The organism is Rhizobium azibense (genome assembly GCF_004342325.1).
GTDB lineage: Bacteria > Pseudomonadota > Alphaproteobacteria > Rhizobiales > Rhizobiaceae > Rhizobium > Rhizobium etli_B.
The window spans coordinates 158,902-172,910 of record NZ_SMBJ01000010.1; the positions used below are offsets into that span (position 1 = coordinate 158,902).

Here is a 14,009-nt window from a genome sequence, read left to right on the forward strand (position 1 = left end):
CTATTTCTCTCCCTCGATGATGAGGGAGAGCTCCACGTCCTGGTAAGACGAGAACTGTCCACGCAGCTCGCTAAGACGCTGGATAAGGGCGTTCAGTTCAGCAAGTGTCGTTACCCTGCGAGGCAGCGCGACGGCTTCTGATAGTTTTTGAGGCCCTTCTTCCTCCATGCCTTTTTGCTGCTCCGCAATGCGTTGCATTATCCGTTCTTGCCCCTGGCGCTGGATAGAGCGGCGCCAGTCATCAATGGTGCTGTTGATGTCGTAGTCTCGAGCAACGAGCTTTTTCAGGCCCGCCAGGTCGTTGCCGACCGTTATCTCCAGCGCATCAAGGCTGGCGGCAACGTTGCTGCGCTCCTCTTGTGTCAGCTCGCTCCATTCAGGGACGCGTTGCAAATCATCCAGGCCATCTTTGAGGCGTTGTTTTTGGCGTTCTGCGAGGCTGGCAACAGCATCGCGCACCCTGGCTTTGGTCTCGGTAAGTTGCGTGCTGAAATCCGCCGCATGACGATAGAAATCATCCAACTTCAATCTCTCGGAAATGGATTGCAGCGCTTCCGCCGAGTCTCTGCGAAGGTCTCCGGGGATACCCGTATCGGGCAGCTGCGCGATTTCGCGGCGATGGTTCTGGAGTTCGTCCAGCGTGGCATCCAGGTCGTTATCTAGCGCGCGTTTGACCTCAAGGGCCCATTTTAGATTGTTGTAGATTGAGGAGTCTTCGGCTCCCAACCGCTGGGGCGCATCAGAAGCGTCAGTGAACAGAACGTCGGCAAGCTCCTGATTCATGCTCTTAACGCGGTCGCTACCACCGAGACCGAGACGGCTCAACCGTTCAGATAGATTTCCGTACTCCAGCTGGAACTGTGTGAAATGCTTGGCTGTCGCCTTGCTGATTTCCTGCTCCAGCGGAATCACGACATCGCCGACCAAATCCGTCAAACGTTGAGCGGCGCGGCTGAGCGTTTCATTGGAGGGGCGCTCTAGTCGTAGCGAGACGCCCACTTGGCGGAACGAGTTGTTTGTCTTAAGCGCATCGATGGCCTGCGGCCCGGCCGTCGTCACCTCGCGCCCGGATACGGTGAGCTTGATTTCTCCGGCCATCAACATGGCGGCGAGGATGTAGCGTGTCGTGTCAGGAGACCATCCGAACGGATCGCTTGCAAAATCGTCGAGCAGTCGTTTGCCGTTGGCGATCCCGTGACGGTCGATGTAATCTCGGATGCTCGTCATCGCACGGTGGTCGGTGCGGAACGTTGCCTTGCCTGCGACCGTCTGCACCAAACCCAGGGGGTCAAGAGTGCTTCCCAGCGCCGCAGGGTTAGAGACCTTCAGGAATTTCTCGGCATTGTCTGTGGCAACACGGACGGGCGCTTCGGTGTAGCGGTCGAACACTTCGCCCGCGACACCTGACAGCAGCTTCTTTGACGATTCCAGCAGATCAGGATCGAGTGCGGACACAGCTGTCACCTGACCGCGGAAAATGAACGAGCCCGCCTGAAGCGATTGCTTGATCTTGCTTCTCAGCTGCGTGGCGAGTTTGGCCGCACGCTCGATCTGTCCGGCGCAATAGTCCCTGATTTCCTGCTCTGACTCGTTGCGATGAAGCTCGGCAATGCGCTGGCAGCGATAGATTTCTGCGGTCAGATCGTCGATCTCAGGGTTCGTTCGGGCAACAAGTCCGATCACATTGCGATTCTGGCGACCGCGCGAGTCGTCGATCATACGCGTGCGCGCCGTATCGGCATCGTCTGGCTTAACCAGCTCAACAGCGGTCTGGATGGCATATTGATCGCCGGCGATACTGGTGATGGCGCTGCCTGACTGAAACTTCAGCCCGGTATGAACGGCCATTGTGCCTTGAAGGTTATGACGCGGTAGCGGATCAAACACTTCGCGCAGATTCGCCGCGAAGATGTTTTTCAAGTCGACCGAGCGCAACGCAATGCCGCCGCGCTCCTCCTCGATGTCACGGAGGCGCTCGCTCAAAAAGACGAGATTTCCGTCTTTCTCACCCAGAGGCACGCGGACATGCGCAAGCATTTCTTCGATGGCCTTGCGGATTTGGTCAACGCGCGATGGTGCCGTGATACCGGGCTGCATCAAGGCAGCCACGTTCTGCACGGTCACGGGCAGATTTCCGAGGATTTGCAGAACGGCGATGGTTTTTGCGATCTCTTGGTGAAGATCGGAATCCGGGTACTGGACGAGCACTTTGCCGACAGCCTGGTGGATCGACGGAAAAGCCCGGCGAATATCTTTCTCCAGATCGTCAAACAGCGTTACGGTTGTGGCCAGCCAGCCGACAGCGTTGTCCGCCATAGGCTTGGAGCCGCCTTCGCCTTTAAGCACGTCCTGAATGACTTTGATCGCGGATCGCAGGCCAATGCCGCCCGTTGATTTCGCCAAAGCGCCAAGCAGGTGGAGCAGAATATCAAAATGTGCTGGCAGGAACGGATAGAGGTTTACGAAGCTCTCGCGGCTAAAGTCCGCATCGTAGTATTTGGCGTCCAGAAGCTTTGTGTTGTGCCGCAGTGCTTGGCCGTGGGCATCGAACAGCTTGCCGAGTTCGGTTTCGCCAGCGGCCGACTTTCCAAGAAGGCGGCGATAGCAGATTTCTTTGATGTCGTTTGATTCAAGATCAATCTGGATCGGGAAGCGATCCTTGAGCTTGAAGAGCTTATCGGAGTTCAGCGCGGCACGTGGATCATCCTCGGTGAGCGTTTGTTGCGCGGTTGAGATAATCCATACTTTGCCGTCACCGATCCGTTTGAGATTCTTGGCAAGCCCGTCGAGGTTAAGGATCAGGTTATCGCGAGACGAGACATATTGGCCGACCTCGTCGATGATAAAGATGATGTTCTCTTTGCCGCTCTTCTCCCTGACGATGTCGATCATCGCCTTCACGCGCTGATCTTCAAATTCGTAGAAGCCTTCTGTGCTGGAAGAGAAGGATTTGAGCTCTGGGAACAGAGCGGGATACATCTCGTGCGCGATTTTCGGAATGAGACCGTCGATGGCGAGCGGATTGTTCTGTACGCGCGCCCATGTTGCGCCGGGGAGCGCAGCCGCCACATGCTTTTCGAGGTCGCCCATGCGGCCGTCTTTTTCGACCATGCGCTCGAATGCGGCCACCTTCAGATTGCGGGAATAGCCGGCCCATTGCAGCACTTTGAAATACAGGACGGTTGACACGTCCTCCATCGTAGCACCCGCGAGCATTTCACTCGCAAGGTCGAGCATGACAACGGCAGCAGGGAATCTTTTCGCTACTGTGCCGAGCAGTGCCTTTGTTTGGGCCTTATGCAAACGATCTTGCAAATGACCAAGGAAAGGTGTCCCGTCGATGGTGCGCTTGTCATCGAAAGCCATGCCGAGATATTTCGTGAACGAGCTTTTGCCCGATCCGTAGAAGCCTGAGACCCAAACACCGATTTCATTCTCGCCGCCCGCTTCCATGGCGAGCTGCATGCGATCAAGCAGCTTGCGGAATTGCTCCTCGATACTTTCGGTGACGACATATTCCGAGATTTCTGCCTTGAGGCGGCTCTCTTGCGACGCGCCGTAGCTAATCACCTTTTCAATGGTGCGCTGTATGTCTTTGCTCGGGTCAAATAGGGCGCGGATCGTCATATCGTTCTCTCTAAAAAGTAGTGTTGCTTACCCGCCGACATGAACGGATCGGTAGTTGCCATCCTCTGGATAGAACCCCAGAAACCGCAGTCTCGTTTTGCCCGTTCTCACGCCGGGATAGAGGAAGACGGTAGGCACATGAAACTTACCTTGGAGCTGGCTTTCAATTGCCCCAATACGGATGAACGGATGCAGAGCTTCAAGGTCGGTCACGAGCACAAGGGCGTTCTTCTTGCCTTCTTGCGCCGCCAACATGTCTTCCAATCTGGCGAGCAGTCCGTTTCCTGTCGAGATGATGTCAGCGAGGGCCCTGTTAGAGCGCTGCCAATCAAGCGGCGCGGATTTGTCCTCGGCTACGCACAACGCCCAAAACGGGTCTTCTTTCAGCAAGGCCCAGAGGTGCTCAGCAATGGAAAAAACATGCACCTCCCATTGATCCTGATGAAGCTTAGATAGCCAGGCAGGCGTCTGCCGCTTCACTTCCAGAATTTGCTCCGGCGGAAACACGAGATAAAAGATTGGCTCGAAGCTGGCGTGGCCAAGCTCGCGACCATGCTTGATGCGCTCACGGAGCTCGTCAAAGTCGGCTCTAAGAGATGACATCGCAGAGCGCCTCCATAGTTTGATATTTCCAGCCGATGCGGACAACGTCGCCCGCGGCTTGGACGATGAGCAGCCCTTTCAAAGACAGGCGCTTGAGTTCATCGAGCACATCCTCCCGCCCCATGCCGAAGAGCTGCCAGTCTTCATGGGCAAGAACAGCATTATCTCCCAGTCCTGCGAGGTGCAGCTCATAGGCGAGGTATCCGGCTGCGGTAGGGGCAACCCGGTATGGCAATATGCGGCGCGTTGACCGCAGACCTTTTTCGAGAAGTCCATAGTCAGCGCAGCATCCAGTCAAATAGCCGGAAACGCGGCGCACGGTGGTCTCAGACCATCGCTTTGACGTGCGCCCGTCATCTATGGCGCGTTCTACAAACATCTTTGCGTCGTCATTGCTGATTTCGGTATATCCACCAGCATAGCGCGGCCAGTAAACCTCCCTTATGAACCCACCCAAGATGGGATTGGCACGGCAGGTAAAGACCAGCATGAGCTGCAACAGATCGGCGGCCGGAATCGAGGCCGCCAATTTTTTTAGATGCGCTGCCGGAGCCGCTCCGCCTACCAAATACCGCGGAGCAAAACACTCCGCCACAATGTTGCGCAGGCGACGCGCTGTTACGGTGGGAAAGCGCCCTGATTCCCGCGCGACCTCTTGCAAACGCCCCGCGCCCATGCCGGGCGTCCAAAGGTCGAGCAGGGCCTTGGTCTCGCTGACCAATCCCAGCCCGGCTTGGAGCTGCGTTGTGTACGGGGCACCCGCCATGGCTACTGTCTCACCATGTACGGAAACGCCTTGGTTCCGTGCGTATAGGCGGCTGCGTAGATGCCCGCTACTTGACCTGAAATCCCAGCAGTCCGCGCAAGGTCGACGTTGCCAATCGAAACGGGGCCCTCACCGGACGTTGCCGTGTCCGACGCATGCGACCGCAGGGCGCTTAGTGCCGAGTCTTTGCCCTGGCTGATTGTTCCCAGCGGCCCCTTGTGGGCATCGCTGGTCATCAGGGCGTAGAGATCATGCTCAAGCTCTTCCGGAAGCCGGAATAAATGGTAGGAGCCAACGCTGAGACTTTCGTCGTGAACGCGCCGTGCGGCCTCCACTACACCATGATACCTGGCAAGGTGGCTCGTTCGCGGGAAGATGGGTTCAAGAAAATGCTGGCTGGCTGCTTGATAGAAGTTTGTCTTCCACCAGCCATATTGATCGGCCTCACCGAGATAGCCGACCAAAAGCCGAACGTGCAGCAAATCAGAAAGAAGATCGCGTTTCACCACCATCCCCTAGCTACACGCGAAGCGGGTAATTAAAGCTGAGGGCGAGACGTTCCGCTTGCTTATGACTTTGGCGACGCTATTACCTGACATCATCCCCCCTTGGACGATTCACTGATCGACAGAGACTCCGTTTCTAGGAGCACGACCTTGTTCTTGTTGACGGCTTAACCGCTCAAATTCCTCAACACTCATTACGACAACCACCGGGCGTCCATGCTTTTCGACCATAACTGGCTCTGCACGCGCCGTGTCGAACAAGAGCCCAAACGCGTTTTTGGCATCCCTAGCTGCCATTATCTTCATAAGGATGAGTCCCGCAAAAGTCGATCCATAATGGCTATTTCAGCCACAACTCGCAAGGCGTAAGCGGAGAGCTATTTTCCAGAATTAATATAGATCCGCGCCAATCGGTGCCGGGAGTATTCACTCTCGTAATCTGCTTCGTCTGGAGCCGTCCGTCACCCTCACCGACGGAAGGGGAGACGGCGGAAACAGTGAAGCAGAAACCGGCTGCTTCGGAGATGTGATCCAGAGCCCTTTCTTGCGCGAAGCATCGTCACCCGCCATGGCTGCGGCGATGGGGACGCGCCGGTAAATCAGGCTTTGGGGGAATCGCTTCGAGCAGCTGCTGAGTCATAAAACTCGGCGCGCTTCAGTGCCGCCTGAACATCGTCCTTGTTGAGCAAAACAATATGCTGTGCGCGCGGCTTCTCCTTCTCCGGATCACGTAGCAAGCCAAGTCTTTTCAACACGTAAAACAACATCGCGTAGCGAACAGACAGGACAACCTTGCCATCCCGCATGCCGTAATCCTTTGCCACCACCATTTTCTGGCTGTCGGTAAGCTGCGGATGCGGTGTAATCTCAACCTCAACGAGCTCTTGCCAGAGCAGGTCGTCATGGCCATGGGCTCCCCCTGGGCCGGGCGAACGCACCTCCAAAATCCGCGGCAGTAGAAAGTCCTTGAACTTTTCGTCGATATGGCAGTAGGCCCGCGCGTGCCATCGAAACCCGTCATATCCGAAGGCATGAGGTGACATCCGCCGCCATACAGGCTCGGTGCGGATATCGTTCATGGACTGATAAAGCACCTCAATGGATTTCCGGTCGCGCATGGCGTCGAGAACAGCCCGCAGCGCCGTAGGTTCGACCTCCCGATGGGGGGTGAGGGCGATATCCGAGTCCGGATGATAGCCGATCCACGATTCCGACGGTTTCGCCAGTCCTTCCGCGAGCGTGCGCAGGCGGGAAAGATAGCCGTCCGAATCCGGCTGCAGGAATTTCGGTTTGAAATCGCGCGCGGCGACATAGCGCTTAGCGCTTTTGTCGTACTCCACGTTCCCCGGCGCCTGCTCCTGATAAAGCGTCAAATCCTTGGACGCCTGCGGTACCGAGACGCCAAACATATCGATGATGTCCTTGCGGCGAACCCCGCCCTCCCAGAACAGGCGGAATTCTATGAACTCCATACGCTGTTCGACGCCCCACCGGATGCCGGTCACTTCATCATTCATTACAACCTCACAGATGGGTATAGAAACTATATTGACAGCTAAACGCGATCCATATACTAAATTAACTCATGAGTACGGAATCGTCAATCGAGAGAGGTGAATAACATGAGCCGCGACCACGTCAGTCATGCGGATCTGGTTCGTTTTGCCGACGAACGGGTGAACCTGAAGCGCGAGGACGCATCGGATTTGCGGGCGCAGGCCAACCGGTTGAGAGACCGCCTGGAGACTTACCTGGCTGAGCACCCGGATTTCGCGCTCCGTAAGATGATGCTGTCGGGAAGCCTTGCCAAGGGTACGGCGCTCAAGTCGATCAGCGACATCGACGTCGGCTGCTACGTTTCTTCCGGGTCGGCTCCCGAGAAAATTTCTGACCTGGTAGACTGGCTGGCGAAGAAGTTGGAAACGGCATTCCCGAACTTCAAGCCCGAGCAGATCAAGCGCAAGACCTACTCTGTCGGCGTGAACTTCATCTCCACCGGCAACGAAGTCGATATCGTTCCGATTCTCTATTCTGGCGATCCGCAGTGGCGAGGCGACCTTGTCTCGCAGGACACCGGCGAGAAGCTGATGACAAGCGTGCCCATGCACCTCGAATTCATCCGCAAGCGGAAAACCGCCAACGACAAGCATTTCGCGCAAATCGTGCGGTTCGTGAAGTTCTGGAGCCAGCTCATCAAGCAGCAGGACGAGAATTTCCGGTTCAAGTCTTTCATGATCGAACTGATCGTCGCCTATCTCGCCGATCGCGGCCTCGTGGTCAGTGATTATCCAACTGCGTTGGGGAAGGTGTTTGCCTTCATCGCCAACGATGACTTCGAGACGGCCATCGCATTTGGCGATTATTACGATCCGGCGACCTGTGCCGCGACGGGCGCGCGCGTTCGCATCTGGGATCCCGTGAACAACAAGAACAACGTCAGCGCCCTCTACACCCAGCAGAATAAGGAAAAGATCGTTGAAGCCGCCCTTGATGCCGGTGACGCGATCGACTCGGCGCTGCGCGCGATCACCAAGGGCGAGACCGTGCGCTACTGGCAGAAGATTTTTGGCGCGACGTTCAATGTGTGAGGCAGTATGAGCTCCTATTCAACCACCGATACTGAAGCCTTCACGATCGCCCATGCCCGGCGCATCGCCTCGAAGGTCGCCACCGACCTTCTGAGGTTCCAGTCGCTCTATAACGGCGTGCCCTCGGACGCGACGATCAACGACTACGAGAAAGAGATCGTCGAGTTCCTGAGGCATGATTGCGTGGACACCGTCACATACGGGTTCAAGCGCGACGGCAAGTGGACGGAGGCCGTGGTGCGCTACCGCGCCCTTTCTGGCGGCATCCTCGTTTCGGATGATGATCCGGGCAAGATTAGGCCACGCCTTGACGTCGCTGGTGCAAGCTTCACCTCGTTTCTCTCGTACAGCAATAACTGGTGGAGCAAGACGCCCGCTGAACGTCAGGCCATTGAAAACGGCTGTCCGTTCCAGCGCACATCGGGCACCGAGCCGCCTCTTGAATCCGGTTATTGGACTGAAGATCTCAACTACATCGCCGGCGGCCGTGGCCTCGGCCGCAGCACAGTGAGGAAAATATGAGTGATTCCCTTTCGATCGACGACCTTTTCGACCGGCGCCTGGATTTCCCCGATATGGGCGCGGCGCGGCGACTCGCACGGCTTGTCGGCATCGATGAAGCGAAAACGCGCCTCACCAAGGTTCTCGGCGTTCTTGTCAATCCCGCTGGCCCGCGCGAGTGGGCGGAGAAGCACCACAAGGACGCGTCCATCGCGCTCGACTATCTGGAGCGGCGACCGCCCCTGGTAATTCTCGCGGGCGATGTCGGCACGGGAAAAACCGCCCTCTCCGAAACCGTCGGCGACGCCGTCGCCCGGCAGGAGAAGATCGGCGTCACACTCTATCCCCTATCGCTTGCGACGAGGGGCAGCGGCAAGGTCGGCGAAATGACGAGGCTGCTTTCGGCGGCATTCGACGCCACACTGCTCGCCGCGGAAAAACTCAAGCGTTCGTCCGGCAAGGCGTCGGGCGGGATTATCTTTCTGGTCGATGAGGCTGATGCCGTCACGCAGAGCCGCGAAAGCGCACAGATGCATCATGAGGACAGGGCAGGCGTTAACGCGTTCATCCGCGGCGTGGATCGGCTTGCCGAGAAGCAGTTGCCGGTGGCCGTTGTCCTTTGTACCAACCGTCTGTCGGCCATCGACCCGGCCGTGCAGCGGCGCGCTGCCGAGATTTTCGATTTCGACCGGCCCGGCGACAAGCAGCGCCGTGCCGTGATTGAAGACCCGTTGACCGAGCTGGGGTTCGACAAGACGCAGATCGATCATATCGTGAAGCTGACCGGCGGGGAGAAGGACGCGGTCGGTTACACGTTCTCAGACCTGACGCAGCGCCTGCTGCCGACACTGATCCTCGACGCGTATCCCGACCGGCCTGTTCGGTTCGAACGCGCCGTTGAGATCATTCATGCCATGAAGGCCACGCCGCGCTTCCGCGACGGCAAGGCAACGTGACAGCCTCATTTATGGAGAACTGCCCTTGACCCAAGCTGTCATCGTCGCCCGCGATGGAGCGGCCTATCAAGCGCGCCTTTTTTGGCAAAAGGCGGCGCTGCTTCTCGATCCCCATAGTCCCGTCGTAAAAGTCGGCTTTGAAAGCGGCGCAAACGGGTTCGATGACATGTGGGTCGAGTATGACCCGGCTCTCCTCGATCAGGAGGGACATCCGTTGCGCCGGGAGCATGTCCAGTGCAAATGGCATGTCAGCCCCGACAGCTACGGCCATGCCAAGCTGGCCGACCCGGCGTTTCTCGGGGCGACGGCGCGGTCTCACTTGCAGCGCGCCATCAAGGCACAGCGCGACCACGCGCCCGACGGCATGGGCACGCGCTTCCGGCTCGCCAGCAACTGGCGCATCGATCGCGCTGACCCGTTGCGCGCGCTCGTCAACGAGCGTTCGCACACCCTTCGTGTCGGCATGCTTTTCGGAACCGCCACCGATAACAGTGCCATGGGAAGGGTGCGCAAGCTTTGGCGAGAGCACCTTGGTGTCACGGATGACGAATTGCGCATCCTCGCGCGAACCCTCGCGTTTTCAGAAACGTCGGAATCCCTCGATGGTCTGCGCGAGATCCTGGATCTGCATTTTCGGGCAGTGGGGCTGAAACGCAGCCCTCCGAACGAGAGTGCCTTCATCTATGATGAAGTGGTCTATCAATGGGCCGCGCAGGGCCGCCTGGAATTCACGCGCGCTAACTTCCGCGGTCATTGCGAGAAGGAGAGCCTGATCGGTGAGCCCGGCGAAGGGCGTCCCCGCGTATATGGCGTCAAGTCCTTCGAACATGCGACAGACCCGCTGGAAGACCGCTGTTCCAAAGTGCTCAACCTTGTGCCCGGTTTTGCCGACCGCCAGATACGGCCGGACTCTGATTGGCGGGGAACGCTGTATCCGGCACTGAAGACCTTCCTTCTCGAAGCCGCGCGCGAGAGCGAGCGGATCAAGCTTATCCTTGATGCCCATCTGACACTTTCATTTGCGGCGGGTTCTGTCCTCAATATCAAATCGGGGCGTCTCATCGAGCTGGAGCAACGCACGACGGGCCGCGCAGTGTGGGCGCCCGATGACCAGCCTCACGATCCTGCCTGGCCGGCATGGGCCTTCAGTGAGCATGATGTCAAGCCGCAGGGCGATGGAATAATAGTTACAGTAAGTCTCACCCATGACGTCGCCGCTGCTGTGTCCCGATATGCGGCTGCGTCGCTGCCCGAAGCCCGCGCCATCCTTGACGCGCGGATTGCGACGGCGCCTGGCGCCCGCGCCGTGACTTGCGGCCGTCACGCATTCGAGCTGGCGGAATCTCTTGTCGCCAAAATCAAGTCTCTGCGCGACGCAGCGCCGGGACAAAGGGTTCATTTGTTCATGGCAGTACCGGGAGCATTCTCATTCTTCCTCGGCCAGCGCGCGACCGCCATCGGGCCGCTCACACTCTATGAGTTTGATTTCGATGGCGCCAGCGGGGGCAGCTATGAAGCGTCGTTGGCGTTGCCGGTCATCGGGACGTAAGCGCCGAACCTACCGCTCCCGAGAGCCAGCAAGCTGGTTAACCTGCTTCGTTTGGAGCCGTCCGTCACCCTCGCCAAAGAGGGATGGCGGCGGAAACAGCGAAGCACGAACCGTCCCTGCTTTGGTGGCAGGCTCCCGAGCCCTTTTGCTACGCCGTCAAGCAACGAAAGGCGTAGTATTCTTAAGTCGCGTCGGTACGACGATGGGAAGGCATCTCAGCAACTACGATTTGTTCGCTTGCGGGCTCCCAGAAGTAATATATACGAAGACAGCGCTTTGGATCATGCGTGTTTCCACCGGATTTAATGTGCCAATCCGCGGTGTAGCGTTGTCCCTGCCAGTCGAGATCGAACTGATCTCCGCCGCAATGCGCATTCCGCACGCCATCCTCGACAGGCTCGTCGCGCAATGTCCCTTCACCAATCCCCATTCTTCGTTCGCGACAAGCGGTGGCAAGCCAAACAAGACAACGTGCGGCTTGCTCCACATCTTCAAATATCGGGTCTTTGACCATCCTACGGGCGGCGGGGGCCAATGTCAGTCGGCCCGCCAGCTGCGTATCGCACCAGTGGGCAAACTCGCCCCAGGACGTAGGGAGCGACAATGCCGTGTCGGCGGAACCACCCTGGTTGGCAATTTGGTCAAGAAGCTGGCGAATTCTAAAGCCAGCAGCACGCAATTGTTGCTCGGCACTTTCAGCCCTGAGTTCCGACTTCTCATGCTCGGAGGAGAAAAACTCAAGTGTAGCATGGTCGTCGTTAGCCTGCTTCTCAAGCGCTTCAATGCGGGTATTCGCAGCTGCCAACTGCTCAGAATCATCTGCCCCTTCGCTAATAAGCTTTGTCTGGCGAAGTTGAAGGCTGGCGTTTCGGATCGGCGCAAACGCCAGAACGTCTCGCCCCAGCTTGGTGCGTCGGACACTCTCTTGTGCCGCCAGCGACCTCATCCAGCGATCACATTGCGCTGTTCCATCCTGTTTCAGCAGGTTTTCCGCAAGGAACAAACGATGTGAATACGGATCGCTGGTGGCATCGAAACCTAAGTTGGCCAGTTTGACCTGGCTGCAATCCGACAACAACTTCGGTTGTCCAATTCCGACCCGGCACGGTTTTGTCGGGATCATCGATCCGAATGGCCCAAATATCTGAGCCTCCATTGGTAATGCGGACGCCAACACAATTCCGCCCACCAGCGAAATGGTCGAAATCATTGCCGCTCCAAGCTTGATCAGGCAGCAAGCCGCCCACGCGCTTCTGCGCCCAAATAAGTACTTCGCGACGGGCAGCATCGGCCGATTTTATGCCATCTCTCCCGCCCACGGCTGCGGCAATGCGCATGATCTCATACTCACGGACGACCGTTGGCATACGTGCTGCAACACCGCGCAAAGCCTCCTGAAACTTGGAACCCGCCATTCTTCTCCCCAAAAACATTAGTTGGTTGAATATTGACTTGATTGCCGCGGCTGTTGCAAGAATTCCCTGTTCTGTAACGCAGGTTGTCATAAAATCTACGCGCGAGGGATCGTCACCCGCAAGGGCGGAGACCCCGCGGGGCTCCGGGCAAAAGCATAGAGCCTGACCGGCCAGGCCCGGAAGCGCCCTAATGCGTCGAGCCATCCTTACCGGAATCATCCGCGGGCAGCGATGCCTCAAGATGCTCCTGCGCCACGCTGTTATACGCGCTATAAAGAAGCGCCTGCGCTTCCCTGACCCGCCCGTACCAGAACGGATTCAGCAGCACGGCGCTGTGTCCGAGCAATTCCCGCTCCATCAGATCTACCACGAGATGCGTGACGTGCATGGCATCATGGCACCCGAACGATCCCGGCCCGAACCGCGCCTCCAGGCTGCGATGATCCGGCCCCTCGAATTCAGCAGCCCGCCGCTCGGCCAGCGCCGCAAGCCTGTCCTGTTCGTACGTATCCGCCACCGGCACCCTCCCGCCTTTAAGAAATCCTGTATCGGTGTACCCACACTACCCAAATTCCAGATTTCTCAAAGAGCACCGCCCGCTAACGCTCCCGCTCAAAATCGTCCTTACGTCCACACCAGGATTTCGCTGGCAACCGTTGCTGGGTTCACGCAGCCGAGGATTCCCCGAGGAAATGCCTTCGATTATTACGCGAGACTCCTTCCATCAGAAGGAGTCGGCCCATGGAAAACACACCCGCAGACATATCCATCAAAGATACTTCACCCATCGTGGACACAGACCGCGTCACCATCACAAAAGGCGATGTCAGAACCGGCTTTTGGGTGGAAGGCACCGTGAAGGAAAACCCCGCCTACAGCTTCGCAGCCAAAGTCTATGATTTCGGAAGCGAACACGGAATCGACGGCGGTCAGATCTCGAAAATGGCTGTCTATCACCAAGGCCAGCAGGTGGCACACTATGACCGCGGCTGGGATGAAAAGCCTGTGACTCGTCAAGACCGGCGGGCCGTCGAGATCATCACGAGTTCTTTCCGGGTGCGTGACGCACAGCCCGCTCCTGAGAAAGCAATCAATGCCGCGAAAGATTTTCGCCGCGCATTGTGCCGCGGCCGCAGGAACGACGATACCGGCTGGGAGCGCTGACGCGACCGGCCTTTTTGTCTTTTCACCCCTCAGCTTTGAAAAACCTGCTTCGTCTGGAGCCGTCCGTCACCCTCACCAATGAGGGGGTGACGGCGGAAACAGCGCAAGCACGAACAGCCCTGCTTTGGTGGTGGGCTCCCGAGCCCTCTTTACCTGCGCGAAGGATCGTCACCCGCATGGGCGGAGACCCGGCAGCGGGGCTCCGGGCAAAGCCTAGAGCCTGACCCGCCGTAGCTTCGACGCAGGTGGGATGCGCGCCGATCAAGAGCGGCTGCGTGACTTTGCTTTAGGCGAGAACTCCGCCTTCAACTCGTCTTCCACCGCCGCGAGCTGG

Annotated in this window: 12 protein-coding genes and 1 pseudogene; 5 read left to right on the forward strand and 8 right to left on the reverse strand. The window is 57.9% G+C overall.

The genetic code is table 11. The annotated features are described in order from the left end of the window. The 6 genes from brxC to EV130_RS24225 all read right to left on the reverse strand — a co-directional run bounded on the left by brxC (position 1) and on the right by EV130_RS24225 (position 7,019). Positions 1 to 3,627, reverse strand: a complete 3,627-nt coding sequence (gene brxC / locus EV130_RS24200; RefSeq protein ID WP_132661711.1) for a BREX system P-loop protein BrxC — start codon at positions 3,625 to 3,627, stop codon at positions 1 to 3. 27 nt (positions 3,628 to 3,654) lie between these two features. Beyond that, on the reverse strand, positions 3,655 to 4,230 hold the full coding sequence (locus tag EV130_RS24205; protein WP_132661713.1) for a BREX protein BrxB domain-containing protein: 576 nt from the start codon (positions 4,228 to 4,230) through the stop codon (positions 3,655 to 3,657). Then, positions 4,217 to 4,996, reverse strand: coding sequence for a BrxA family protein (locus tag EV130_RS24210; protein ID WP_132661715.1), 780 nt, complete (start codon positions 4,994 to 4,996; stop codon positions 4,217 to 4,219). Before EV130_RS24210 ends, EV130_RS24205 begins: the two co-directional genes overlap by 14 nt. Positions 4,997 to 4,998: 2 nt before the next feature. Continuing rightward, positions 4,999 to 5,502, reverse strand: coding sequence for a BrxE family protein (locus tag EV130_RS24215; protein WP_207900898.1), 504 nt, complete (start codon positions 5,500 to 5,502; stop codon positions 4,999 to 5,001). A 111-nt stretch (positions 5,503 to 5,613) separates the two neighbouring features. Further along, a complete protein-coding gene (locus tag EV130_RS24220) occupies positions 5,614 to 5,808 on the reverse strand; it encodes a type II toxin-antitoxin system prevent-host-death family antitoxin (protein ID WP_132661719.1) in 195 nt (64 codons plus the stop codon). Positions 5,809 to 6,101: 293 nt separating this feature from the next. After that, positions 6,102 to 7,019 (reverse strand): BrxR family helix-turn-helix transcriptional regulator, encoded by a 918-nt coding sequence (locus EV130_RS24225; RefSeq protein WP_132661721.1) that lies wholly within the window; start codon positions 7,017 to 7,019, stop codon positions 6,102 to 6,104. 105 nt (positions 7,020 to 7,124) lie between these two features. On the opposite strand from EV130_RS24225, the gene EV130_RS24230 reads away from it, so the two are divergent. The 4 genes and pseudogenes from EV130_RS24230 to EV130_RS34270 all read left to right on the forward strand — a co-directional run. After that, positions 7,125 to 8,090: a CBASS oligonucleotide cyclase gene (locus tag EV130_RS24230; protein WP_132661723.1), complete on the forward strand. Its 966-nt coding sequence runs from the start codon at positions 7,125 to 7,127 to the stop codon at positions 8,088 to 8,090. A 6-nt stretch (positions 8,091 to 8,096) separates the two neighbouring features. Further along, complete coding sequence (locus tag EV130_RS24235; protein ID WP_132661724.1) at positions 8,097 to 8,612, forward strand: HORMA-1 domain-containing protein; 516 nt, start codon at positions 8,097 to 8,099, stop codon at positions 8,610 to 8,612. Then, positions 8,609 to 9,547 carry an AAA family ATPase gene (locus EV130_RS24240; protein ID WP_132661726.1) on the forward strand — a complete coding sequence of 313 codons (939 nt, stop codon included), beginning with the start codon at positions 8,609 to 8,611 and terminating at the stop codon, positions 9,545 to 9,547. Before EV130_RS24235 ends, EV130_RS24240 begins: the two co-directional genes overlap by 4 nt. 496 nt (positions 9,548 to 10,043) lie before the next feature. Next, a pseudogene (locus tag EV130_RS34270) lies at positions 10,044 to 11,021 on the forward strand (SAVED domain-containing protein); the annotation flags it as partial. 256 nt (positions 11,022 to 11,277) lie between these two features. On the opposite strand, the gene EV130_RS24250 reads toward EV130_RS34270, so the two are convergent. Further along, a complete protein-coding gene (locus EV130_RS24250) occupies positions 11,278 to 12,306 on the reverse strand; it encodes a hypothetical protein (RefSeq protein WP_132661730.1) in 1,029 nt (342 codons plus the stop codon). A gap of 392 nt (positions 12,307 to 12,698) precedes the next feature. Then, on the reverse strand, positions 12,699 to 13,028 hold the full coding sequence (locus EV130_RS24255; protein WP_132661732.1) for a hypothetical protein: 330 nt from the start codon (positions 13,026 to 13,028) through the stop codon (positions 12,699 to 12,701). A 224-nt stretch (positions 13,029 to 13,252) separates the two neighbouring features. Here EV130_RS24255 and EV130_RS24260 point away from each other — a divergent pair, with 224 nt between their 5' ends. Then, positions 13,253 to 13,675, forward strand: a complete 423-nt coding sequence (locus EV130_RS24260; protein ID WP_132661734.1) for a DUF7678 domain-containing protein — start codon at positions 13,253 to 13,255, stop codon at positions 13,673 to 13,675. The last annotated feature ends 334 nt before the right edge of the window (positions 13,676 to 14,009 follow it).